26 protein-coding genes are annotated in these 23,583 nt (G+C 74.4%); 21 read left to right on the forward strand and 5 right to left on the reverse strand.

The genetic code is table 11. The features are described 5' to 3' along the window. Window positions 1-32: 32 nt before the first annotated feature. Window positions 33-764, forward strand: a complete 732-nt coding sequence (locus tag CNO22_RS06560; RefSeq protein ID WP_232806842.1) for an HAD family hydrolase — start codon at window positions 33-35, stop codon at window positions 762-764. Here CNO22_RS06560 and CNO22_RS06565 read toward each other — a convergent pair. Both CNO22_RS06565 and CNO22_RS06570 read right to left on the reverse strand, forming a co-directional pair. After that, window positions 761-1,942 (reverse strand): amidohydrolase family protein, encoded by a 1,182-nt coding sequence (locus tag CNO22_RS06565; RefSeq protein ID WP_100498550.1) that lies wholly within the window; start codon window positions 1,940-1,942, stop codon window positions 761-763. The genes CNO22_RS06560 and CNO22_RS06565 overlap by 4 nt on opposite strands. A 144-nt stretch (window positions 1,943-2,086) precedes the next feature. Then, window positions 2,087-3,061: a RecB family exonuclease gene (locus tag CNO22_RS06570; RefSeq protein WP_100498551.1), complete on the reverse strand. Its 975-nt coding sequence runs from the start codon at window positions 3,059-3,061 to the stop codon at window positions 2,087-2,089. A 102-nt stretch (window positions 3,062-3,163) separates the two neighbouring features. Here CNO22_RS06570 and CNO22_RS06575 point away from each other — a divergent pair, with 102 nt between their 5' ends. The 8 genes from CNO22_RS06575 (at window position 3,164) to CNO22_RS06610 (ending at window position 10,818) form a co-directional block, all read left to right on the forward strand. Further along, on the forward strand, window positions 3,164-4,051 hold the full coding sequence (locus CNO22_RS06575; RefSeq protein ID WP_100498552.1) for a tRNA (adenine-N1)-methyltransferase: 888 nt from the start codon (window positions 3,164-3,166) through the stop codon (window positions 4,049-4,051). A gap of 230 nt (window positions 4,052-4,281) precedes the next feature. Then, window positions 4,282-6,006, forward strand: coding sequence for a proteasome ATPase (arc, locus tag CNO22_RS06580; RefSeq protein WP_232806843.1), 1,725 nt, complete (start codon window positions 4,282-4,284; stop codon window positions 6,004-6,006). Window positions 6,007-6,222: 216 nt separating this feature from the next. Beyond that, the gene (dop, locus tag CNO22_RS06585; RefSeq protein ID WP_100498554.1) at window positions 6,223-7,728 is read left to right on the forward strand and encodes a depupylase/deamidase Dop; all 1,506 of its coding nucleotides are present in this window, start codon (window positions 6,223-6,225) and stop codon (window positions 7,726-7,728) included. Window positions 7,729-7,829: 101 nt separating this feature from the next. After that, window positions 7,830-8,039, forward strand: a complete 210-nt coding sequence (locus tag CNO22_RS06590; RefSeq protein ID WP_100498555.1) for a ubiquitin-like protein Pup — start codon at window positions 7,830-7,832, stop codon at window positions 8,037-8,039. A 304-nt stretch (window positions 8,040-8,343) separates the two neighbouring features. Next, window positions 8,344-8,817, forward strand: a complete 474-nt coding sequence (locus CNO22_RS28910) for an endonuclease VII domain-containing protein (protein ID WP_232806844.1) — start codon at window positions 8,344-8,346, stop codon at window positions 8,815-8,817. Beyond that, window positions 8,814-9,656, forward strand: coding sequence for a proteasome subunit beta (prcB, locus tag CNO22_RS06600; RefSeq protein WP_100498557.1), 843 nt, complete (start codon window positions 8,814-8,816; stop codon window positions 9,654-9,656). Before CNO22_RS28910 ends, prcB begins: the two co-directional genes overlap by 4 nt. 5 nt (window positions 9,657-9,661) lie before the next feature. After that, window positions 9,662-10,525 (forward strand): proteasome subunit alpha, encoded by an 864-nt coding sequence (gene prcA / locus CNO22_RS06605; RefSeq protein WP_100498558.1) that lies wholly within the window; start codon window positions 9,662-9,664, stop codon window positions 10,523-10,525. Between the two features lie 47 nt (window positions 10,526-10,572). Beyond that, the gene (locus CNO22_RS06610; protein WP_157936827.1) at window positions 10,573-10,818 is read left to right on the forward strand and encodes a hypothetical protein; all 246 of its coding nucleotides are present in this window, start codon (window positions 10,573-10,575) and stop codon (window positions 10,816-10,818) included. Here CNO22_RS06610 and CNO22_RS06615 read toward each other — a convergent pair. Beyond that, entirely contained in the window at window positions 10,793-11,557 is a 765-nt protein-coding gene (locus CNO22_RS06615) for a MerR family transcriptional regulator (protein WP_198588145.1), read from the reverse strand. The genes CNO22_RS06610 and CNO22_RS06615 overlap by 26 nt on opposite strands. A gap of 105 nt (window positions 11,558-11,662) precedes the next feature. On the opposite strand from CNO22_RS06615, the gene CNO22_RS06620 reads away from it, so the two are divergent. From CNO22_RS06620 to CNO22_RS06645, 6 genes are all read left to right on the forward strand, one after another. Further along, on the forward strand, window positions 11,663-13,498 hold the full coding sequence (locus CNO22_RS06620) for a hypothetical protein (protein WP_100498561.1): 1,836 nt from the start codon (window positions 11,663-11,665) through the stop codon (window positions 13,496-13,498). Next, a complete protein-coding gene (locus tag CNO22_RS06625) occupies window positions 13,495-13,881 on the forward strand; it encodes a cupredoxin domain-containing protein (RefSeq protein ID WP_100498562.1) in 387 nt (128 codons plus the stop codon). Before CNO22_RS06620 ends, CNO22_RS06625 begins: the two co-directional genes overlap by 4 nt. Next, on the forward strand, window positions 13,878-15,182 hold the full coding sequence (locus CNO22_RS06630; RefSeq protein ID WP_100498563.1) for a hypothetical protein: 1,305 nt from the start codon (window positions 13,878-13,880) through the stop codon (window positions 15,180-15,182). Before CNO22_RS06625 ends, CNO22_RS06630 begins: the two co-directional genes overlap by 4 nt. 17 nt (window positions 15,183-15,199) lie before the next feature. Further along, window positions 15,200-15,553, forward strand: a complete 354-nt coding sequence (locus tag CNO22_RS06635) for a hypothetical protein (RefSeq protein WP_100498564.1) — start codon at window positions 15,200-15,202, stop codon at window positions 15,551-15,553. A gap of 81 nt (window positions 15,554-15,634) precedes the next feature. Next, entirely contained in the window at window positions 15,635-16,993 is a 1,359-nt protein-coding gene (pafA, locus tag CNO22_RS06640; RefSeq protein WP_100498565.1) for a Pup--protein ligase, read from the forward strand. 126 nt (window positions 16,994-17,119) lie between these two features. Further along, a complete protein-coding gene (locus CNO22_RS06645) occupies window positions 17,120-17,899 on the forward strand; it encodes an SDR family oxidoreductase (RefSeq protein ID WP_100498566.1) in 780 nt (259 codons plus the stop codon). A gap of 140 nt (window positions 17,900-18,039) precedes the next feature. Here CNO22_RS06645 and CNO22_RS06650 read toward each other — a convergent pair whose 3' ends face one another. Next, a complete protein-coding gene (locus CNO22_RS06650) occupies window positions 18,040-19,152 on the reverse strand; it encodes a DUF3866 family protein (protein ID WP_100498567.1) in 1,113 nt (370 codons plus the stop codon). A 55-nt stretch (window positions 19,153-19,207) separates the two neighbouring features. On the opposite strand from CNO22_RS06650, the gene CNO22_RS06655 reads away from it, so the two are divergent. From CNO22_RS06655 to tatC, 5 genes are all read left to right on the forward strand, one after another. Beyond that, window positions 19,208-20,191, forward strand: a complete 984-nt coding sequence (locus tag CNO22_RS06655) for a helix-turn-helix transcriptional regulator (RefSeq protein WP_100498568.1) — start codon at window positions 19,208-19,210, stop codon at window positions 20,189-20,191. Continuing rightward, window positions 20,188-21,186, forward strand: coding sequence for a helix-turn-helix transcriptional regulator (locus tag CNO22_RS06660; protein ID WP_232806845.1), 999 nt, complete (start codon window positions 20,188-20,190; stop codon window positions 21,184-21,186). Before CNO22_RS06655 ends, CNO22_RS06660 begins: the two co-directional genes overlap by 4 nt. Window positions 21,187-21,196: 10 nt before the next feature. Continuing rightward, on the forward strand, window positions 21,197-21,391 hold the full coding sequence (locus CNO22_RS06665) for a hypothetical protein (protein WP_100498569.1): 195 nt from the start codon (window positions 21,197-21,199) through the stop codon (window positions 21,389-21,391). 81 nt (window positions 21,392-21,472) lie between these two features. Further along, on the forward strand, window positions 21,473-21,799 hold the full coding sequence (tatA, locus tag CNO22_RS06670) for a Sec-independent protein translocase subunit TatA (RefSeq protein WP_100498570.1): 327 nt from the start codon (window positions 21,473-21,475) through the stop codon (window positions 21,797-21,799). A gap of 20 nt (window positions 21,800-21,819) precedes the next feature. Then, a complete protein-coding gene (gene tatC, locus CNO22_RS06675; protein ID WP_232806846.1) occupies window positions 21,820-22,794 on the forward strand; it encodes a twin-arginine translocase subunit TatC in 975 nt (324 codons plus the stop codon). A 65-nt stretch (window positions 22,795-22,859) separates the two neighbouring features. Here the strand turns inward: tatC and CNO22_RS06680 are convergent, their stop codons facing one another. Continuing rightward, window positions 22,860-23,210 (reverse strand): hypothetical protein, encoded by a 351-nt coding sequence (locus CNO22_RS06680; RefSeq protein WP_100498572.1) that lies wholly within the window; start codon window positions 23,208-23,210, stop codon window positions 22,860-22,862. A 128-nt stretch (window positions 23,211-23,338) separates the two neighbouring features. On the opposite strand from CNO22_RS06680, the gene CNO22_RS06685 reads away from it, so the two are divergent. After that, a complete protein-coding gene (locus tag CNO22_RS06685; RefSeq protein WP_100498573.1) occupies window positions 23,339-23,545 on the forward strand; it encodes a hypothetical protein in 207 nt (68 codons plus the stop codon). The last annotated feature ends 38 nt before the right edge of the window (window positions 23,546-23,583 follow it).

Below are 23,583 nucleotides of genomic sequence, written 5' to 3' on the forward strand. Positions count from 1 at the left end.
CCGGCTCCCGGCCGCGCCGTACCGTGGACCCGGTGGGCACCCCGGACACCAGCGGACCGAGCGGAGCGCGGCTGGCGGCGGTGTTGTTCGACATGGACGGCACCCTCGTCGAGACCGAGCAGTACTGGGGCGAGGCGATGTTCGCCCTCGCCCGGGAGCTCGGCGGTGCCTTGTCGGAGGCCGCCCGCGAGCGGACCGTCGGCACGAGCATGCGGACGTCGCTGGGGATCCTCTACGCCGACATCGGGGTGGAGCGCAGCGAGGAGCAGCTGGTGGCCGACACCCACTGGGTGGAGGACCGCACGGCGGAGCTGCTCGGCGGGGAGATCCACTGGCGGCCCGGCGCCCGGGAGCTGCTCGGTGAGATCCGGCACGCCGCCGTCCCGACCGCGCTGGTGACCACCACCCCGCGCCGGCTGGCCGACATCGTGCTGGGGGCGATCGGCCGCGCGTTCCCCGACGTCCCGCCGTTCGACACCACCGTCTGCGGTGACGAGGTCCCCGCCCGCAAACCGGACCCGGCGCCGTACCTGCAGGCGATGGCCGAGCTGGGCGTCGAGGCGTCCGGCTGCGTCGTGGTGGAGGACTCGGTGGCCGGCTCGACCGCCGGCCTGGCCGCCGGCGCCGCCGTGCTCGCCGTGCCGTCCCTGCAGCCGCTCACGGCGGTGCCGGGTCTGGTGCTGCGCGACACGCTCGTCGGCGTGGACCTGGCCGAGCTGCACGCGGTGCTCGCCGCCCGCGCCGCGGTGGACGCCCGCGCCTAGAGCGGCACCTCCCGGCCGCGGGAGACGACGACGCGCGGCCGCTGCAGGGCGGTGACGTCGGCCGTGACGTCGCCGTCGGCCACGAGCAGGTCGGCGTCGTACCCGGCCGCCAGCCGCCCGGTCCGGTCGCCCAGCCCGCAGGCGCGGGCCGACCGGGCCGTCGCCGCGGTCAGCGCCTCCTCCAGGGGCACGCCACAGGGGCCCGCCAGGTCGGCCACCGCGTACGCCACCTGGCCGTGCCGCTTGGCGGGGCCGATCCCGCCGTCGGTGCCGGCCAGCAGGCTGGCCCCCGCCCGGTGCAGAGCCGCCACGTGCGGGAGGTGCTGGTCGATCGTCACGCCGACCGCGGCCATCCGCGCCTGCACGTGCGGCGGCGGGTCCACGCCCGGCAGGAACCCCACGGTCGGGCAGACGTCGATGCGGGCGGCGACCAGCGCGGCGCCCAGCTCGGCGGACAGGTGGATGCCGGAGCCGGTCAGGCAGCTGCAGTGCTCGATGCCGTCGACGCCGGCCGCGACGCTGCGCTCGACCGCCGCCAGGCCGTGCGCGTGCGCGGTCACCGGCAGGCCGAGCCGGTGCGCCTCGTCGACGACAGCGCGCAGCTCCTCGAGGCTGAACTGGCAGGCGGTGAGGTCGGTGCCGGGCGTGAGCACGCCGCCGCTGGCCATGACCTTCACGACGCCGGCGCCGCGCTCGGCCCGCTCCCGCACCGCGCGGCGCAGCGCCTCGACCCCGGACGTCTCGCCGCCCATCGACCAGCAGTGCCCGCCGGGTGAGGTGAGCGGCGGCCCGGCGGCGACCACGGTGGGCCGCTCGCCGTCGCGCCCGGCGCGCCCCAGGACGGTCCAGTGGTGGTCGCCGAGGTCCCGGACGGCGGTGACGCCGGCCCGCAGCGTCGCCCGCTCCGCGGCGGTGATGACCGCGTCGAGTTCCGCGGGGTCCAGCTCGGGGACCTGCTCCAGCGCCCGCGGGCCGCCGTCCGCGCAGAGGTGCACGTGGGTGTCGATCAGCCCGGGCAGCAGCGTGCCGCCGGGGACGTCGGTGACCGCGCAGCCGTCCGGTGCCGGTGCGGTGGCGGGCTCGACGCCCACGATGGTGCGGCCCTCGACGAGCACCAGTGCCCCGCCGGGGAGGAAGCGCTCGCCGTCGAAGGCCCGCGGTGCCCGGTATCCGCGCATGCGCGATGCTCCCGCGCCATAGTGCGGCCGGTCCACAGTCGTCGGCCGCGCGCCGTCCGGCGGGGTGTCGGCCCGTCCCGGCCCCCGCTGGCCCCTGCAGGGTCCCGCCGCGAGCGCGGGAGTGGCGCGAGCAGGGGGCCTCTTTCAGTCGCGCTCGACGACCGGCAGCGTCTGCCACCCCGCGGCGGCCGCAGCCTCGGCGGGGAACGGCGGGGGCGTCCCGCCGAACGACGGGCACAGCGCCTGGTGGTCGCACCAGTCGCACAGCCGGGTGCGGTTGGGCCGGAAGTCGCCGGTCGCCACCGCGCGCTCGATGGCCGCCCAGATCGCCTGGAGCGTGCGCTCGAAACGGACCAGCTCGGCCTCGTCGGGCGCGTAGGTGAGCGCATCGCCGTTGCCCAGGTAGAGCAGCTTGAGCTGGCTGGCCACCACGCCGCGGGTGCGCCACAGCACCAGCGCGTAGAACTTCATCTGGAACAGGGCCTTGCCCTCGAACGCCTCGCGCGGCATCGACCCGGTCTTGTAGTCGACCACCCGGAGGGCGCCGTTGGGCGCGACGTCGAGCCGGTCGACGTAGCCGCGTAGCAGCAGCCCGTCGGGCAGGGTGACCTCGACCAGCTCCTCGCGGCCGTGCGGCTCGATCCGCGACGGGTCCTCGAGGGTGAAGTAGGTCTCCACCAGCTTGCCGGCCGACGCCAGCCAGGCGTCCAGGGACTGCTCGGCGGGCGCGGCGTCAGCAGCGCCGTCCTCCGCGAACAGCTCGGCGACCTCCGGGTCGGCCCGCAGCTCCTCCCAGGCCGGGGCGACCAGCTCGCGGGCCGCCTCGGCGGTGCGCCGGCGGGCGGGCAGGTCGTAGAGCCGCTCGAGGACGGCGTGCACCAGCGTGCCGCGGACCGCGGCCAGGCTCTTGCGCTCGGGCAGCCGGTCGATCGTGCGGAAGCGGTACAGCAGGGGGCAGGTCTTGAAGTCGGCCGCCCGGCTCGGGGACAGCGAGGGGCGGCGCGGCGTCCGCCCCTCCGCCGTCCCCGTGTCGGCGACGGGGGCGTCCGGGGAAGAGGCAGCCGCGTCCGCGGGCTGCCCGGTCTGCACCAGGCCCGGCCGCGTCGAGTCCTGCGCCATCGTCGTCACGTCCACGAGGCTAGGCGCGGGCACCGACACTTCCGAGAGCGCGCGCCGGGCGGCGGGTGAGCGGCGGGTTCGGCCTCCGTAGGCTGGCCGCCCGTGGACGAGCAGCAGCAGACCGCCGAGACGACCGACGACACGCCCGAGGCCCCGCGTGGGGAGCCGGTCCCCGGGGCCTTCGTCGCCGGCGACCGGGTGCAGCTGACCGACCCCAAGGGCCGGCTGCACACCGTCGTCCTCGAGCCCGGCAAGCTGTTCCACACCCACCGCGGGGCGATCGCCCACGACGACCTCATCGGCGCGCCCGAGGGCTCCGTCGTCCACTCGACGGCCAACACCGGTTACCTGGCGTTCCGGCCGCTGCTGGCCGACTTCGTGCTCTCCATGCCGCGCGGCGCGCAGGTCATCTACCCCAAGGACGCCGCGCAGATCGTCGGCTTCGGCGACATCGGCCCGGGCATGCGGGTCCTGGAGGCCGGCGCCGGGTCCGGGGCGCTGACCTGCTCGCTGCTGCGCGCGGTGGGCGAGCACGGCAGCGTCACCAGCTACGAGCGCCGCGAGGACTTCGCCGACGTCGCCCGCGCCAACGTCGGGGCCTTCTTCGGCGAGGTGCCGGCCACCTGGTCGCTGCGGCTGGGCGACCTCGACCAGCACCCGGCCGAGGAGGTCGTGGACCGGGTCGTGCTCGACATGCTGGAGCCGTGGGCGGTGCTGCCGACCGTGGCCGCCGCGCTGCGCCCCGGCGGCGTCCTGGTCGGCTACGTGGCCACGACCACGCAACTGTCCACCTACGTCGAGGCGCTGCGGGCGCAGGGCGTGTGGACCGAGCCGCACGCCTGGGAGTCCCTGCTGCGGCCCTGGCACGCCGTCGGCCTGGCCGTCCGCCCCGAGCACCGGATGGTCGCCCACACCGCGTTCCTCGTCACCGCGCGGCGGCTGGCGGAGGGGGTCGTGGCCCCGATGCGGCAGCGGCGGGCACAAAAGTAGAAGGACCCCGTCCCGGGTCCCACCCTTCGCAGGCTCAGGGTGGGACCCGGGACGGGGCCGGGCGGGGGCTCGGGACCGAACGCGGGACCGACCCGTCAGCGAGCCCCGGGCAGGCTGTCGCCAGGCGTGTATAGATTTGCGTCCTGGCTCTCCCGATGTGTCGGAGGTGCGCGATGGGCCCCGGTCTTGGCAATGGTCCCGACGAGTTCAGAGCGCGGCGCGAGCGTGACGTGACGGCGCTGCTCAGCCAGATCTCCTACCTGGAGGAGGAGATCGGCCTGCTGCGCCGCAAGGTGGCGGAGAGCCCCCGCCAGCTGCGGTTGCTCGAGGAGCGGGTGGCGGAGGCGGAGGGGCGCGCGGCCTTCCTGTCCGAGCGCAACGACAAGCTCTCCGGCACGCTGCGCGACGCGCGCGACCAGTTGGTCACGCTCAAGGAGGAGGTCGACCGGCTCGGCCAGCCGCCGTCGGGCTACGGCGTCTTCCTCACCCGCCACGACGACGGCACCGTCGACGTCTTCACCGGCGGTCGCAAGCTGCGCGTCTCGGTCTCCCCGGCGGTGGAGGTCGACGATCTCCAGCACGGCCAGGAGGTCATGCTCAACGAGGCGATGAACGTCGTGGAGGCGTGCGGGTTCGAGCGCGCCGGCGACGTCGTCATGCTCAAGGAGCTGCTCGAGCCGGTCGAGGGCGAGGCGCCGCGTGCGCTGGTCATCGGGCACACCGACGAGGAGCGCGTCGTCCACCTCGCCGACTCCCTGACCGACCAGCCGCTGCGCAGCGGCGACTCGCTGCTGCTGGAGACCCGTTCGGGCTACGTCTACGAGCGGATCCCCAAGAGCGAGGTCGAGGAGCTCGTGCTCGAGGAGGTGCCCGACATCGACTACGGCGACATCGGTGGCCTGTCCCGGCAGATCGAGCAGATCCGCGACGCGGTCGAGCTGCCGTTCCTGCACGCCGACCTGTTCCGCGAGTACGAGCTGCGCCCGCCCAAGGGCATCCTGCTCTACGGCCCGCCCGGCTGCGGCAAGACGCTCATCGCCAAGGCGGTCGCCAACTCGCTGGCCAAGAAGGTCGCCGCGGTGAAGGGGGAGGGGCAGGCGAAGTCCTACTTCCTCAACATCAAGGGCCCCGAGCTGCTCAACAAGTACGTCGGCGAGACCGAGCGGCACATCCGGCTGGTCTTCCAGCGGGCCCGCGAGAAGGCCGGCGAGGGCACGCCGGTCATCGTCTTCTTCGACGAGATGGACTCGATCTTCCGCACCCGCGGGTCCGGGGTCTCCTCGGACGTCGAGTCGACGATCGTGCCGCAGCTGCTCAGCGAGATCGACGGCGTGGAGGGGCTGGAGAACGTCATCGTCATCGGCGCCTCCAACCGCGAGGACATGATCGACCCGGCGATCCTGCGGCCCGGCCGGCTGGACGTGAAGATCAAGATCGAGCGGCCGGACGCGGAGGCCGCCCGCGACATCTTCAGCAAGTACCTGACGACCACGCTGCCGCTGCACCCCGACGACCTCGCCGAGCACGGCAACAGCCGCGAGGCCACGGTCGCCGGGATGATCCAGCGCACCGTCGAGCGGATGTACACCGAGAGCGAGGAGAACCGCTTCCTCGAGGTGACCTACGCCAACGGTGACAAGGAGGTCCTGTACTTCAAGGACTTCAACTCCGGGGCGATGCTGCAGAACATCGTCGACCGCGCCAAGAAGATGGCGATCAAGGAGCGGCTGGAGACCGGCGCCGGCGGCCTGCGCGTCGGCCACCTCATGCAGGCCTGCCTCGACGAGTTCAAGGAGAACGAGGACCTGCCCAACACGACCAACCCCGACGACTGGGCGCGGATCTCGGGCAAGAAGGGCGAGCGGATCGTCTACATCCGCACGCTCATCAGCGGCAAGGGCACCGAGAGCGGCCGCGCCATCGACACCGCGACCAACACCGGCCAGTACCTGTAGCAGAAAGATCACGTCCTCCCGGCCCGGTCCCCGCGACGGCGGGGGCCGGGTCGTCGTCGTCCCGGGGGCGTCGCGTCCCCGGCGAGGCGCCGATCCCGCGTGCTCCGGGCGCCCCGTCCGTGCGGACCGGCGATCTCGCCGCCGGTGGGGCGTCGTCGTCGGCGGCCGGTCGACCGTCTGCCGAACGGTGTGGCACCGGACGCCTAGGGTGGCGACATGAGCGTGCGGCGGGTCATGGGGACCGAGGTCGAGTACGGCATCTCGGTGCCCGGGCAGCCGACGGCGAACCCGACGACGCTGTCCAGCCAGGTCGTGAACGCCTGGGCGGTGGCCGAGGCGCCGACCCCGCGCCGGCCGCGCTGGGACTTCGAGGAGGAGTCGCCGCTGCGCGACGCCCGGGGCTTCGACCTGTCCCCGGCCCAGGCGCTGGACCACAACGACCTCGAGGAGGACTCGGGGATGGCCAACGTCATCCTCACCAACGGGGCCCGCCTCTACGTCGACCACGCGCACCCGGAGTACTCCACGCCGGAGGTCACCAACCCGCGCGACGTCGTCCTGTGGGACAAGGCGGGGGAGCAGGTGATGGCCGAGGCGGCGCGCCGCGCCGCGCGTGTCCCGGGCACGAGTGCGATCCAGCTGTACAAGAACAACACCGACGGCAAGGGCGCCTCCTACGGCGCCCACGAGAACTACCTCATGGACCGGCGGACGCCGTTCCTCGACATCATCCGCGGGCTCATCCCGTTCTTCGTGACCCGCCAGGTGGTGGCCGGCTCCGGGCGCGTGGGCATCGGTACCGAGAGCCGTACGCAGGGCTTCCAGCTGTCCCAGCGCGCCGACTTCTTCGAGGTCGAGGTGGGCCTGGAGACGACGCTCAAGCGGCCGATCATCAACACCCGCGACGAGCCGCACGCCGACGCCGACAAGTACCGCCGGCTGCACGTGATCATCGGCGACGCCAACCTCGCCGAGCTGTCGACCTACCTCAAGGTCGGGACGACGGCGCTGGTGCTGGACATGATCGAGGCGCGCACCCTGACGCGGGACCTCTCGATCGAGGAGCCGGTGCAGGCCCTGCAGGCGATCAGCCACGACCCGTCGCTGACCCACCGGGTGCGGCTGCGCGACGGCCGCCGGATGACGGCGCTGGAGGTGCAGCAGGCCTACCTGGAGATGGCGCAGCGGCACGTCGACCGGCGGGGTGAGGACGACGGTCAGGCCGCCGACGTGCTGCGCCGGTGGGCCGAGGTGCTCGAGGACCTCGCGGTCGACCCGATGCGCTGCGCCGACCGGCTGGACTGGCCGGCGAAGCTGCGGCTGCTGGAGGGCTACCGCTCCCGCGACGGGCTGTCGTGGGGCGACTCGCGGCTGCACCTGGTCGACCTGCAGTACTCCGACGTGCGGTCGGAGAAGGGGCTGTACCACCGGCTGGTGTCGCGCGGCTCGATGCAGCGGTTGCTCACCGACGACGAGGTGGTGCAGGCGATGGTGCGCCCGCCGTCGGACACCCGGGCCTTCTTCCGCGGCGAGTGCCTGCGCCGCTACCCGGCCCAGGTGGCCGCCGCGTCGTGGGACTCGGTGGTCTTCGACCTCGGCCGGGAGAACCTGGTGCGCATCCCGACCATGGAACCCCTGCGGGGCACCCGCGACCACGTCGGCGCGCTGTTCGAGTCGACGTCCTCGGCGCAGGAGCTGGTGGACACCATCACCGGCGGCTGACCCCCGGTCGGTCGACCTCCGAACGTCGCACCCCGCGGGTAACTTCAGCACCGAGGCACCTGCCACAGAGCACCAGCCACGACCTGCACCGGGAGGAACCCATGGCCACGAGGGACAGCGGCGGTCAACAGCGCTCGACGCGCAGCCGGGAGGAGACCGAGGAGGTCGAGGCGTCGGTCGACGCCGAGGTCGCCGAGCGCCACAAGGAGGTCTCCGAGGACCTCGACTCCATTCTCGATGAAATTGACGAGGTATTGGAGGAGAACAGCGAAGAATTCGTTAGGTCATATGTTCAAAAAGGGGGCCAGTGACCATTCCTGCTTCGCCATTGTGCTGAGATAGAGAATGGCGTTGGTGAAGTTCTGTCCGGACTGCGGTGGGGACCGTCCTGTCGACCAGTTCACCAAGGACAGGCGACGCCGGGACGGGTTGGCCTTCTACTGCCGTGAACACGCCCGTCAGAGGCTCAGGGACTCGAACGCCCGGCGAATCGGGCCTCCGACGCGTCGATATCCGTTGGGGCGCGACGTCCCGGACGGGTTCAAGTGGTGCCCGGACTGCGACGCGGTCAAGCCCCTGGCTGAGTTCTCCAGGACCCGAGCCAGCCGCAGCGGCGTGTACACGTACTGCAAGCCGTGTCACAACACCCGCGGCAAGGCTGCGAAGGACAAGGTCGGCGGTTCGCGCACGTATCACCTGAAACGGCGGTACGGCATCACGGCCGAAGAGGTCGACGAGATGCTGGCCGCGCAGGGCGGGCTCTGTGCCATCTGTCGGAACACGCCGGCGCTCCACGTCGATCACGACCATGAGACAGGACTCGTTCGGGAATTGCTCTGTTTCAACTGCAACGGGGGCCTGGGGCAGTTCAAGGACGACCCGGCCGTCCTCCGGGCGGCGGCCGACTACGTCGAGCGGCACCGGGGCGAGCGGCGTCGTCCGCAGCCCCTGTCCCGGCGGCGCCTGGAGGTGACCAGCCGGGTCACCAGGCCGCCGGTAGGGTCGCAGGCGCGCCGGCCGTGGGTCCCGCGGCTCGGTCTGTGCAGTCGTGGCCGCGCGATCCTGGCGGCGAGAGAGGTGGATGGGTGAGCGAGTATTCGGCTGGTCGGAGCGGGTTCCCACCCGCGTACCTGGACCGGGTGGGTTCCTCGTTCACCGACTTCCTCGCGACGGCCGCGCCCGACCTGCTCCCGGGCCGACGTCCGGTGCCGCAGCTGCCCGTCGGCGACGTCACGCCGCACGGCACCACGATCGTCTCGGTCACCTACGAGGGCGGCGTCCTCATGGGCGGCGACCGGCGGGCGACCATGGGCAACCTGATCTCCAGCCGGGACATCGAGAAGGTCTACCCGGCCGACTCCTACAGCGTGATCGGCATCGCGGGCGCGGCCGGCATCGCGATCGAGATGGTCCGGCTCTACCAGGTCGAGCTCGAGCACTACGAGAAGATCGAGGGCCTCACCCTCTCCCTCGACGGCAAGGCCAACCGGCTGGCCCAGATGATCCGCGGCAACCTCGGCGCCGCGCTGCAGGGCCTGGCCGTCGTCCCGCTGTTCGCCGGCTTCGACCTCGACGCCGCGCCGGGCACCCCGCCGGGCCGCATCTTCAGCTACGACGTCACCGGCGGGAACTACGAGGAGCGCGGCTACGCCGCCGTCGGCTCCGGCTCGCTGTTCGCCCGCAACTCGCTGAAGAAGACCTGGCGGCCGAACCTGGACGGCGGCGCCGCCACGCGCAGCCTGGTCGAGGCGCTCTACGACGCCGCCGACGACGACTCCGCCACCGGCGGGCCCGACCCGGTGCGCCGGCTGTACCCGATCGTCTACCGGGTCGACGCCGAGGGCGCCGTCCGGCTGACCGATGACGAGGTCGCCGAGGTCGCCCACACCATCATCGACGAGCGGGCCGCCGCCGAGGGACAGGGCTGATCGCCATGACCATGCCGTACTACGCCTCGCCCGAGCAGCTGATGCGCGACAAGGGGGAGTACGCCCGCAAGGGCATCTCCCGCGGTCGCAGCGTCGCCGTCGTCACCTACGCCGACGGCGTGCTGTTCATCGCCGAGAACCCGAGCTCCACGCTGCACAAGGTCGGCGAGCTCTACGACCGGATCGGCTTCGCCGCCGTCGGTCGCTACAGCGAGTTCGAGAGCCTGCGGGTGGCCGGCGTGCGGCTGGCCGACGTCCGCGGCTACAGCTACAACCGCCGCGACGTCACCGGCCGGGTCATCGCGAACGCCTACGCGCAGACCCTCGGTGAGATCTTCACCCAGCAGATGAAGCCCTACGAGGTCGAGCTCTGCGTCGCCGAGGTGGGCGACACGCCCGAGACCGACCAGCTCTACCGGCTCACCTTCGACGGCTCGGTCGTCGACGAGCCGGACTTCATCGTCATGGGCGGCCAGGCCGAGACCGTCAGCGCCCACCTGCGCGAGCACTTCCTGCCGGGCATGGGCCTGGCCGAGGCCCTGCGGGTCGGCGTCCAGGCGCTGTCCGCGGTCAGCCCGGCCACCAGCGCCGGCAACGGCGGCCCCGCGCTGCTGTCCGCCGAGCAGCTGGAGGTCGCCGTCCTCGACCGGCGGCGGCCCAAGCGGGCGTTCCGGCGGATCACGGGGGCGGCGCTGCGCCCGCTGCTCGACTCCGATGGGGCCGACGCCCCCGCCGGCGGCGAGGAGCCGCACACCGCGGCGCACGCCCCGAGCGTGCCGCAGCCGGGCACCCCGCCTGGCCTCGGCGAGCCGTCGGCGCCCGACAGCGGCGGGACGGCGGGCAGCGGGGGCGAGGCGCCGACCACCTGACCGCGCCGATTTGACGCCCGGTCAGAGGCGGGGGTGACATGGGCCCCGTGAGCAGCGCAGCCGTCGACGTCGTGGCCATGGACGGGCTCGGGGTCATCGGCACCGTCGGCTTCTTCGTGCCGGCAGCCCTGCTGATCGCGCTCGTCGTCGGCGCCGTCGTGCGCGACCGCAGGCTGCACGCCCGCGAGGAGCGCTCGGCGCAGGACCCCTCGGCGCAGGACCCCTCGGCACAGCACCTCGCGGCCAACGACCCCCGCCCGGCGGGCGCTACCGAGGGTCCGCGAGCCGACTGAGCTCCCGCTCCACCGCCTCCTGCACCGCGGCGGCCATCTCGGTGCGGAACGCTGCCAGCACCGCCTGGGCAGCCACCGGCTGCAGCCGCGCCCCCAGGTCACGGACGGCGTCCAGTGGTGCGCCCGCGCCGACCAGGTCACGCCACGCGGTGTCGACGATCAGCTGGACGTAGCGCCGCGCGACGGCCCGCACGTGCTCGTTGACCTCCGCCTGCGCGGCGATCAGCCGCTCCGGCGGCACGCCGAGCTCCACCACCTGCAGCCCGGACACCAGCAGCGCGGGGTCGTGCACCCGCAGCCGACCGTCGCCGAGGCGCTCGACCAGGCCGAGGTCGACCAGCTGGTCGACCAGCGCGGTGCTCTCGGGCACCCCGGCCCGGGCGGCCAGCTCGGCGCCGGTCGTCTCCTCCGGCTCAGGCGGCAGCCAGGGGGCGAGCAGCGCGTGGTGCAGCGCCAGCGTGGCCGAGCTGGCGGTCGACGGCGCCGAGGCGAGCGTGCGCTCGATCATCGCCAGCGAGAAGCCCTCGGCGAGCATCTCGCGCACCAGCAGCAGCCGGGCGACGTGCGCGCGACCGTAGTAGCCGGTCCGGCCCACCATCCGCGGCGGTGGCAGCAGGCCGCGGGCGGCGTAGGCCCGCACGTTGCGCACCGTGATGCCCACGTGCGCCGCCAGCTCGTCGACGGTGAACTCCCGCTCCCCACCGTCCGGTGCCGGCTGCTGATCGGCTGCCGTGGCCACGCGATCTCCCATCGTCCGTCACCTCCACGGTAGGACGTCGTTGTATGTGACAGCGATCGATGTCACCGTCGTGGGTGTCATCGCCGAACGAGGGAGAGGGACGCCGTGCTCCTCGCTGCTGCCGAGACCCGCCCCGCCGGTGGGGCCGCCGTCGCCGAGGTCCTGCTCGCCTCGGCGCTCGGGCTGGGGCTGACCGTCGGCCTGCTCGGACTGGTCTGGCTGCACCGCACTCGCCGCACCGCCGTGCTCACCCTGGTCGGCACCCGGCTGGGCTCCCCGACCGGCGCCCCGCCGTGGGTGGCGCTGCCCACCGTCCTGACGACGGTCTCGCTGCTCACCGCACTGCTCGGCATGCTCTGGGACATCGCGCTGCACATCGGCGTCGGCCGCGACGAGGGCCCGCTGGCCAACCCGGCCCACTACCTCATCCTCTTCGGCCTCTTCGGCGTCTTCGCCGGGGGCGTGCTGGCCTGCGCCATGCCGCTGGGCGAGGAGCCCGGGCCCGCGTCGGTGCGCTTCGTCCGCGGCTGGCACGTGCCCGTGGGCGGCATCCTGCTCACGGCCGCCGGCGCCTACGCGCTGCTCGGCTTCCCGCTCGACGACGTCTGGCACCGGCTCTTCGGCCAGGACGTGACCCTCTGGGGCCCCACCCACCTGATGCTCATCACCGGCGCCGGTCTGTCGCTGGTCGGCCTGCTGGTGCTCGAGCAGGAGGGGCACGGCAGCCCGTCGTCCGGCGACCGGGGGGCGGGCGGGCGCGCCCGGTTCCTGCGCCGGTCCACCGCGATGGGCGGGTTGCTGCTGGGCCTGTCGGTGTTCCAGGGGGAGTACGACTTCGACGTCCCGCAGTTCCGGCTGGCGCTCGAGCCGCTGATGATCGCCGGGGCCGCCGGGCTGGCCCTGGTCGCCGCGCGGTTGTTCATCGGCCGCGGCGGCGCGCTGGCGGCGACCGTCTTCTTCCTCGCCGTCCGCGGGGTCATCGCGCTGCTGGTCGGCCCGGTGTTCGGCGAGGTGCTCCCGACCTTCCCGCTGTACCTGGGCTCGGCGCTCGTCGTCGAGCTGCTGGCGCTCCTGCTCCCGGTGGCCCGCCGGCCGGTCGCCTCCGGTGCCGCCGCCGGCCTCGCCGTCGGCACGGTCGGGCACGCCACCGAGGCGGCCTGGACCCGGGTCGTGCAGACCCTCTCGTGGGGCAGCGACGTTCTCGTCGAGGGCACGCTCATGGCCGTCACCGGCGGCGTCGCCGGCGGGCTGCTCGGCGCGCTGCTGGCCACCGGCCTGCGCCGCCGGCTGCCCCGCCCCGCCGTGGCGCGCACCGTGCTCGTCGGCGCGCTGGTCGCGATCGCCGCGGGGGTGGCCAACGGGCTCGTCGCCACCGTGCCCGACGACCTGTCGGCGACCCTCACCATCGACGAGGTCACCGCCGAGCCGCGGACGGCGCAGATCGGCGTCCGGCTCGACCCCGCCGCCTCGCTCGACGACCCGTCGTGGGTGCAGATCACCTCCTGGCAGGGCGACGGCCTCCTCGTCACCCCGCTGCAGCGCACCGGTACGGGCGAGTACCGGACGACCGAGCCGGTGCCGCTGCACGGCAGCTGGAAGACCCTGCTGCGCGTCCACGACGGCCGGACGCTGACCGCCGTGCCGATCCACCTGCCCGAGGACGCCGCGATCCCCGCCGGGGAGATCCCTGCCGAGGACGGCGTGACGCGGCCGGCCGTCCCCGAGATCGAGATCCTCCAGCGGGAGCTCACCGACTCCGGCGGAGGCCTGTGGGTGGTCGCCAACCTGGTCGTGCTGGCCTGCACGCTGGCGCTCGTCGCGACGATCGGCTGGGGTGTGGGCCGGTACTCCCGCCGGGCCGCCGTCCGCGAGCCGCGTCCTCGCGCGCCGGCCGACGCGCCGGCCGGTCAGCGCCTCGCGACCACCGGGCGGCTCCGGTGACCCGCCGCGCCCGGGCCGGCGCCGCGCTGGCGGTCGTGCTGCTCAGCGGCTGCGCGGGGACGGCGGCGGCGGAGGCGGGGAGCAGTGGTCCCGTCACCGGCGCGCCGGCCCCCGAGGGCATTGGACAGCGGATCGCGGTCACGGTCACCGACGGGCGGGTCAGCGGGGACACCGGCCGCGTGCCGGTGCCCCTGGGGGAGACGGTGACGCTGACGGTGACGAGCGACGTCGCCGACCAGCTGCACCTGCACGGCTACGACCGCACCGCCCCGCTCGCTCCCGGCCGGCCGGCCGCGCTGACCTTCGCCGCCGACGTCCCCGGCGTCTTCGAGGCCGAGCTGCACGAGGCCGGCACCGTGCTGCTCGCCCTCCGGGTCGGGTGACGCGGCTCGCTCACGGCATCGGCTCCCGCACCGACCTGCCGATCCCGCTCGGGCTGGCGCTCTACGGCGCGGGCGCGGCGGTGCTGTTCGGCTTCGCCGTCCTGCTGCTGTTCTGGCGGCAGCCGCGCCTCGGGGGCCCGGGGTCCGGGCGGCCGCTGCCCGTCGCGCTCCAGCGCCTGGCCGACGCGACGGCGGTGCGCCGGGCGGCGCAGGCGGTGGCGCTGGCCCTCGCCGCGGTCGTGACGGTGGCGGCCTTCGCCGGGCCGGCCGACCCGGACCGCAACCTCGCCCCCTGGGTGCTGTACGTGACGTTCTGGGTCGGCCTGGTCCCGGCCAGCCTGCTGCTGGGGCCGGTCTGGCGGGTGGCCAACCCGCTGCGGCTGCTGCACGCCGGCCTGCGCCGGGTGCTGCCCCCGCCCCCGGCGGCGGGGCTGCTGCCGCGGCTCGGGCTGTGGCCGGCCGCGGTCTCCCTGGGGGTGTTCCTCTTCTTCGAGCTGGTGCTGCCCACGCGCGCCGAGCCGGCCGTCGTGGGCGGGTTCCTCGTCGGCTGGGCGGCCGTCCACCTGGCGCTGGCCGCGGTGTTCGGCGAGGACTGGTTCGCCCGTGGCGACGGCTTCGAGGTCTACAGCACCCTGGTGGCCCGGCTCTCCCCCTGGGGGCGGCGCGACGACGGCCGGCTCGTGCTGCGCGACCCGCTGGCCAATGCCGACGCGGTGCCGGAGACGCCGGGGCTGGCCGCGGTCGTCGTCGTCCTGCTGGGCTCGACGGGCTTCGACGGCCTCTCCCGCACGCCGTTCTGGCAGAGCGGGCCCGGGGCGGCGGAGGACGCGCTGTCGGGCACGGTCGGGTTGCTGGCGGTCGTCGCGCTGGTCGCCGTCCTCTACCTGGCCGGCACCCGCCTCTCGGGCCGGATGGCCGGGCAGCCGCCGGGCCCGCAGCCGCGCCGGTACGCCGGCACCGTGCTGCCCATCGCCCTGGGCTACACCGTCGCCCACTACACCAGCCTGCTGCTGCTCGACGGGCAGCGGACCTGGATCCTGGCGAGCAACCCGCTCGGGCGGGACGGCGTCGACCTCTTCGGCACCGCCGCCCACGTCGTCGACCTGACCGCGATCGGCCCCGACGCCATCGCCTGGGTGCAGGTCGGCGCGGTGGTGCTCGGCCACGTGCTGGGCGTGGTGCTCGCCCACGAGCGGGCGCTGCGCTCGGCGCCGCGGGCCCGAGCGTCGGACCAGCTGCCCCTGGTCACGGTGATGACGTTGCTGACCGTCGGCGGGCTGGGCCTGCTCTTCGGGTTCTAGAGGAGTAGGACGGCCGCATGCCGACATACCGCGTGCACCAGGCCGGCGTCCGTACGGCCAGGCAGCTGATCGACGACGGGCGCTTCGACGACCGCACCGAGTGGTCCCACGCCGCGCCGGACGCCGCGGCCGCCAACCGGGTCATCGACGAGGAGGGCTTCGAGGCCTTCGCCGCGTGGCACCTGGCCGAGGACCCCGACGCCTCGGAGGGGACCAAGGGTCGGTACGCCTTCCCCTTCGGTGACTTCCGGACGGTCAACCGCGCCGCGCTCATCCACGCCAAGCAGCGGGCCAGTCAGAACGACCACGACGCGATCGAGGAGGCGGCCGACGACCTCCTCCAGCGGCTCGACCGGAGACGCGGGTCGTAGCCACCGTCCAACCCGACGGGTCACCGGCACGGCGGGGTCCGCCGAGCGGCTTTCGTGGCATCCGGCGCCTAGGCTCGGTGCGTGGAGCGACGGATCTTCGGCATCGAGACCGAGTACGGCGTGACGTGCACCTTCCGCGGGCAGCGGCGGCTGTCGCCGGACGAGGTGGCCCGCTACCTGTTCCGCCGCGTGGTGTCGTGGGGGCGCAGCTCCAACGTCTTCCTGCGCAACGGCTCGCGGCTGTACCTGGACGTGGGCAGCCACCCCGAGTACGCGACCGCCGAGTGCGACGACCTCACCGAGCTGGTCGTCCACGACAAGGCCGGCGAGCGGATCCTCGAGGGGCTGCTGGTCGACGCCGAGCAGCGGCTGGCCGAGGAGGGCGTCACCGGCGACATCTACCTGTTCAAGAACAACACCGACTCGGCCGGCAACAGCTACGGCTGCCACGAGAACTACCTGGTGGGCCGGCACGGGGAGTTCAGCCGGCTGGCCGACGTGCTGATCCCGTTCCTGGTCAGCCGGCAGATCGTCGTCGGCGCGGGCAAGGTGCTGCAGACCCCGCGCGGGGCGATCTACTGCGTCAGCCAGCGCGCCGAGCACATCTGGGAGGGCGTCTCCTCGGCGACCACCCGCTCGCGGCCGATCATCAACACCCGCGACGAGCCGCACGCCGACGCCGAGCGCTACCGGCGGCTGCACGTGATCGTCGGCGACTCGAACATGAACGAGACGACGACGCTGCTCAAGGTCGCCGTCACCGACCTGGTGCTGCGGATGATCGAGGCCGGGGTGCCGATCCGGGACATGAGCCTGGAGAACCCGATCCGCGCCATCCGCGAGATCAGCCACGACATGACCGGACGGCGCAAGGTGCGGCTGGCCAACGGCAAGGAGATGTCGGCGCTGGAGATCCAGTCCGAGTACCACTCCCGGGCCGCGGAGTTCGTCGACCGCGAGGGCTTCGGCCCGGTGCACCGGCAGATGCTCGAGCTGTGGGGCCGGGTGCTCAAGGCCGTCGACACCGGCGACCTCTCGCTGATCGACCGCGAGGTCGACTGGGCCACCAAGTACCAGCTCATCGAGCGCTACCGGGCCAAGCGCGGCCTGCCCATGAGCTCCCCGCGGGTCGCCCAGATGGACCTCGCCTACCACGACATCAGCCGCACGAGGGGCCTGTACTACCTGCTCGAGCGCAACAACCAGGTCGACCGGGTGGCCCACGAGCCGCGGGTGTTCGAGGCCAAGAACGTGCCCCCGCAGACCACCCGCGCCCGGTTGCGCGGCGAGTTCATCCGCCGGGCGCAGGAGAAGCGCCGCGACTTCACCGTCGACTGGGTGCACCTCAAGCTCAACGACCAGGCCCAGCGCACCGTGCTGTGCAAGGACCCCTTCAAGGCCGTCGACGAGCGCGTGGACAAGCTCATCGCGTCGATGTGACGTGCCCGAGTGGGCCCCGGAGGGGTCCGCGAAGGGTGCGTCGGTGGGGCTCCGCGCAGCTTGGTACGGCACCTGGCCGCGGTGCGGTCCGGTGGGACCGCAGTGTCCTGGCCGCGGTGCGGTCCGGTGGGATCGCGACGTTCCCGGAGGGCAGACTCGGCCTCGTGGGGACGGCGCTGGTCACGGGTCAGCAGGCGGGCGGGCATCGGCTCCGCCGTCGCCCGGCGACTGCTCGCCCGCGGCGACCGGGTGGTGGTGCACTCCTGGACGCCGCACGACGCCGGACAGCCGTGGGGCGCCGACGACCTGGACGCCGTCCTCGCGGAACTGGGCTCGCCGCCGCACGTCGCCGCGGACCTCGCCGAGCCCGACGCCGCGGCCGCGCTGGTCGCCCGCGCCCGGGAGGCCGTCGGGCCGCTGTCCACCCTCGTGGTCAACCACGCCCGCAGCGCCCTGGGCCGGCTCGACGAGGTCACCGCCGCCGACCTGGACCTGTGCTTCGCCGTCAACGCGCGGGCCGGCGTGCTGCTCACCCAGGCGTTCGCCGCCCAGTACGAGCCGTCGTCCGGCCCGGGGTCGGTGGTGCTGTTCACCTCGGGACAGCACCGCGCCCCGATGGCCCGGGAGATCCCCTACGCGCTCAGCAAGGGCGCGATCCAGCAGATCACGGCGACCCTCGCCGCCGCGGTCGCCGACCGTGACATCACCGTCAACTGCGTCAACCCCGGCCTGACCGACACCGGCTGGGCCGACCCCGACGAGACCGAGGGCGTGGCCGCGGCCATGCCGCGCGGGCGGTGGAACAGTCCGGAGGAGGCCGCCGGCGTCGTCGCCTGGCTCACCGGGCCGGACGCCCGGTCGGTGACCGGCGCGACCATCGACGCCGAGGGCGGCTTCCGCCGCTGAGCCACCGGCTCCCCGCACAGTGACCCGCGAGGGTCCGGCGTGCGGCGCGTCCCCGTCGAGTGCGACGGACCCGTGGCCATCCCGCGCTGACCACCACGAGTTCGTCGCACCCGGCGCGGCCGGGGGGAACGACCGGGTGCTCAGGCCTCGTCGTCGGGGAGGGGCACCTGCAGCGCGGCGTAACGGCCGGCGGCCGCCGCGGCGAGGAAGTAGGCGCGCTCCTCCGGCCAGCCGCGGCCCATCGTCGACAGCGGCACGGGGGACAGACCGAGGGCCTCCTCGAGGCCGTCGACGTCCATCCACACCACCCGGTTGCGCTCCGGTTGGCCGGCGAGGTCCTCCTCGACCTGGCTGCCCAGCTCCGAGCCCAGCCCGCGCGGCGCCACCAGCGTCACCCCGCCCAGCGCCACCCGGCCGAACGCGGTCAGCGAGTGGTGCGAGACGCCGCGGTGCCGCGGCCGCGGATCGGCGTCGGAGATGCGTAGCGCCCCGACCGGTTCCCCGCCGAGCACGGTGACCGCGTTGCACGCCTCGCCGGCGGCCACCCCGGAGAAGCCCCACGGCGTCCCGGTGCCGAGGTTGCCCGGCCCCTGGCTGACGATCGCCACGTCGGCGCCGAGCACGTGCTTCGCGGCCAGCAGCCCGGTGTGCAGGGTGACCGCCTCCAGGTCGCCGCCGAACGCCTGGCCCACGGTGACGACGCCGGCCAGCGAGGGCGCCAGCGCCGACAGCGTGCGGGAGAACCCGGCGACCAGGGCGCCGCCGTCGGTCATGACGTAGGCGACCCGCAGGTCCGGGTCGGTGGCCAGCACGCCGATCAGCGCGGCCGGCAGCGCCGAGTGCAGGTCGGCGACGACGACCGGCATCGCGGCGAGGTCCTCGGCGTCGGCGATGGTGCGGTGGTGCTCGGTGTACTGCTCGTCGACGCCCTGCACGCTCACCTGCAGCGGCGTGTACCGCGCCTTGACCAGGTGGCCGGGGCCGGTGGGGTCCGGCGGCAGCCGGTCGGGGACGGCGACGACCAGCGCGTAGCCGCCGGTGCCCAGGCCCTGCGCCCAGGCGGTGGTGTTGAGCAGCACGGTGTCGCCGGCCTCCGGGACGCCGACCAGCGAGGGGTGCGCCAGCGCGCGCACCTCGCCGTCGCCGTCGACCGCGGCGGTGAGCTCCTGGGCGTCCCGCCAGGCGCGCCCGAGGGCGGTCACCGTGCCGCGTCGCCACCGGATCCGTTGCTGCGTCGACTCGCGTTCCCCCACCCGGGCAGGCTAGCCAGCGCGCTCGCGCGGTGCTGATCGTGACTAGCCTGGGGCCGTGGCGGCGAAGCGGGCGGAGCGGCTGGTGAACCTGGTCATCGCCCTGCTCGGCACCCGCCAGTACGTGACGGCGGCGAAGATCCGGGCCACCGTGCCCGGCTACGAGCCCGACGACGGCACCGCCCGCGCCGACGAGGCGTTCAAGCGGATGTTCGAGCGGGACAAGGCCGAGCTGCGCGAGATGGGCGTGCCGCTGGAGACCGGCCGCACCAGCGTCTTCGACACCGAGGACGGCTACCGCATCGCCCGCGCCGACTACGAGCTGCCCGAGATCACACTCACCGGCGAGGAGGCCGCGGCGGTGGGTCTGGCGCTGCGGCTGTGGGAGTCCGCGCAGCTGGCCGGCGCCGCACAGAGCGCGCTGGTCAAGCTCAAGGCCGCCGGGGTGGACGTCGACACCTCCCGGGCGATCCCGCTGCGCCCGCGGCTGGACTCCGACGAGCCGGCCTTCGAGCCCTGCTACGCCGCGGCGCGCGACCGCCGGGTGCTGACCTTCGACTACCGCCGTCCCGACGAGGACGCCCCCGCCCGCCGCCACGTGCAGCCGTGGGGCGTCGTCGCCTGGCACGGCCGCTGGTACCTTGGCGGGCTCGACCTCGACCGGCAGGCGCCGCGCGTCTTCCGGCTCTCCCGCGTCGTCGGCACGCCCAGGGCGACCGGCCCGGCCGGGGCCTTCGAGCCGCCGGAGGACGTCGACCTGTCGGTGATGGTCGCCGGGCAGGCCCGGGGCGAGGAGCAGCTCGTCGTGGTGCGGGCCCGGCCCGGCACCGCCGTGGGGCTGCGCCGGCACGCCGTCCCGCTCGGCCCGGCCGAGGACGGGGACGACCGGCTGGAGCTGCGCACCACCGAGCCGATGCGGCTGGCGGGCGAGATCGCCTCCTACGGCGCCGACGTCGTCGTCGAGGCCCCGGCCGCGGTGCGGGCGGCGGTCGTCGAGCGGCTGACCCGGCTCGCCGCGATGGCACCGGGGGAGACGGCGTGACGACCGCACCCACGACCACCGAGCGGATGACCCGGCTGCTCTCGCTGGTGCCGTACCTCACCGCCCGCCCCGAGGGGGTGCCGCTGGCCGAGGTGGCCCGCGACTTCGGCGTCCCCGAGCGGCAGCTGCGCCGTGACATGGAACTGCTGTGGATGTGCGGCCTGCCCGGCTACGGGCCCGGCGACCTCATCGACCTGGCCTTCGAGGGCGACCGCGTGCGGGTCACCTTCACCGCTGGCATGGTCCGCCCGCTGCGGCTGACCACCGACGAGGCCGTCGCGCTGGTCGTCGCGCTGCGCGCCCTGCTCGAGCTGCCCGGCCTGGCCGAGCGGGAGGCGGTCAGCCGCGCGCTGGCCAAGGTCTCGGCCGCCGCCGGGCACGCCGCGCAGCGGGGAACCCCGGTGGCCCTGTCGGTGGACGCCCAGGAACAGGCGCTGGCCGTCGTCCGGGAGGGGCTCGAGCGCAAGCGGGCGCTGCACCTGCACTACTACGTGCCCACCCGCGACGAGCGCACCGAGCGCACCGTCGACCCGCTGCGGCTGCTGCTGGTCGACGGCCGCTGGTACCTGGAGGCCTGGTCGCGGGAGGTCGGCGGCGTCCGGCTGTTCCGACTGGACCGGATCGACGACGTCGAGGTCCTCGCCCAGCCGTCGGCGCCCCCGCCGGGACTGCCGCTGCGCGACGTCGACGCCGGGCTCTACCAGCCCGAGCCGGGCTCGCCGGTGGTGCGGCTGCGGCTGGCCCGCACCGCCCGCTGGGTGGCCGAGTACTACCCGGTGGAGGACGTGCGCGAGGTCGAGGACCCGCCCGGCGGTCTCGCGGTCGCCCTGCGCACCGCCGACATGGCCTGGGCGCGCCGGCTGGTCGCCTCCCTCGGCGGGGCGGCCACCGTCGACGAGCCGGCCGGGCTGGCCGCGGCCGTCGCCGCCGACGCCCGGGCGGCGCTCAGCCGATATGCACCCGGTGGACAGCTGCCGTCCACCTCGGGCGACTAGGGTCGCGGCCGTGCTGCTGACCGTCGTGTGGATCGCCGTCGCCGTCCTGGCCCTCGTCGTGCTGGGCGCGCTGGCGTACGGGGTGCTCGGCGCCGCCGGCCGGCTGCGCCGGGAACTCGCCGCCTTCGAACGCGAGGTCCGGCCGCTGCTCACCGAGGCGCAGGGGACCGCCGCGCGCGCCGCGCAGGTGCAGCGTCCCTCCTGACCGCACCCCCCGTTTCGGGGGCGGCAGGACGCCTGCGGCCACGTAGCATCGACGACGCCACCCGCTGACCTGGAGGACGACATGGCCGGACTCGGCCCGCTGGAGATCGGCCTGATCATCCTGGCCATCCTGCTGCTCTTCGGCTACAAGAAGCTGCCGGACGCCTCGCGTTCGCTGGGCCGCTCGCTGCGCATCTTCAAGGGTGAGATGAAGGGCATGAAGGACGACGACGTCCGCACCAAGGACGCCGCCAAGACCTCCCCGGTGCGCGGTGAGGTCCTCCCGCCGGCGACGGCGGCCGACCGCGAGCGCGAGGCCCTCGAGGCCGAGGCGCGGGCCGCGGAGGCCCGGGCCGCCGAGCTGCGGGCGCGTGCCACGCAGCCCGGCCCGGCCGACAGCACCCGCTGACCCCAGCTCCCGGCACCACCATGAGCGACCGCAGCACGGGTGACGCAGCCCGGAGGCGGCCCGGCCTGCGCCGGCGCCGTCCGCCGCGTGACCCCGCCGCGACGATGACGCTGGTCGCGCACCTTACCGAGCTGCGCAACCGGATCGCCAAGGCGCTGTTCGCGCTGCTGGTCGCCACGGCCGTCGCGTTCTGGTGGTACGAGCACGGCCTCGGTGACTTCATCCGGGCGCCCTACTGCGACCTGCCTGCGGGCCTGCGGTTCACGCAGGGCAGCGAGCAGGAGTGCGGCCTGCTCATCACCGACGTCCTCGGCGGCGTCTTCATCCGGCTCAAGGTCAGCTTCCTCTGCGGTGCGGTGCTCTCCGCGCCGTTCTGGCTCTACCAGCTCTGGGCGTTCATCACGCCGGGGCTCAAGCGCAGCGAGAAGCGCTACGGCTTCGGCTTCGTCGCGGTCTCCTCGCTGCTGTTCGCGCTGGGCGCCACGCTGGCCTACGTCTCGCTGTCGGCGGGCCTGGAGCTGCTGCTCGGGCTGGCCGGCAGCGGCACGGTCATCGCGCTGACCGCGCAGGACTACATCGGCTTCGCCCTCTCCCTGCTGGTCGCGTTCGGGGTGAGCTTCGAGGTGCCGCTGGTGGCGGTGGCGCTCAACCTGGTCGGCGTCCTCTCCTACGAGGCGCTGCGCGGCGCCCGGCGGTGGATCTTCTTCCTGACCATCGTCTTCGCCGCGTTCGTCACGCCGACGCAGGACCCGTTCACCATGCTGCTCATGGCCGGGCCGATGATCGTGCTCTTCGAACTCGCCATCCAGGTGGCCCGGTTCGTCGACCGGCGCCGCGCCAAGCGGGCCGCGGTCGAGCACTTCCACGACCTCTCCGACGACGAGGCCTCGCCGCTGAACGCCGCGCCGTCCGCGTTCGACGTCGCCCCCACCGCCTACGACGACCTGCGCCGGGAGGACGACGCCGCACCGCGGCTCGGGTCCGGGGGGCGCTGAGCCGCCGACGGCCTCAGGCCGGCTGCGCGGGCCACGACTTCAGGCGGGCTGCGCCGGCCACGACTTCAGGCCGGCTGCGCCGTCAGGGCCGACGTGAGCTGCTCCACCAGCCGGCTGCGCGGCGGCGCGGCGAACCCCTCCGTCGGCCCGGGGACGGACCCACCGGGGGCCGGACGGCCCGGCGCCCGGCCCGCGGCCAGCAGCTCGGCCACCCGCGGGTGCACGGCCTCCAGCGCGGTCGGCGGGGCGGCCACGTGCATGTGCCGCGGCACCGCCCGACCCACCACCGGGTCGGCGCCGGCCGCGGCGAGCACCAGCAGGGTGGGCAGCGTCCCGCCCGGCGCCGCCGGCGGGCTGGGGGACCGGCCGTCCCGGACGGCCCGTCGTGACGTCTTCATCACCTGGCCGTCGGGCACGGATCCGGTCTCCCAGGCGGGATCCGCGACGACAACCGTCCCTGGTCGCGCCCGGCTGCGACTCCCGGCGCGCGCCGCAGGTCGTAGGGTCCGGGCGCCCGACCCCCCCGACCTGCGGAGGAGCACGCATGCCCGCTGCCGAGGTCGCCGTCCTGGTCAGCCCGGCGGCCGGCCGCGGGCGGGCCCGCGCCGCCGCGGCTGCGGTGCTCGACGTGCTGCGGGCCGCCGGGCTGACCCCGCGGGTGCTGCCCGCGACCACCCGCGCCGCCACATCTGACGCTGCCGTCGACTCCTGCCCTTCAGCCCTCTCTGCCCGCCCGATCCTGTATCAATAACCTCACTAACCCCTGCCCTCCTGTCGGACCTCTCGCGC

This window comes from Geodermatophilus chilensis, from assembly GCF_002802985.1.
In the GTDB taxonomy this organism is placed as follows: Bacteria; Actinomycetota; Actinomycetes; order Mycobacteriales; family Geodermatophilaceae; genus Geodermatophilus; species Geodermatophilus chilensis.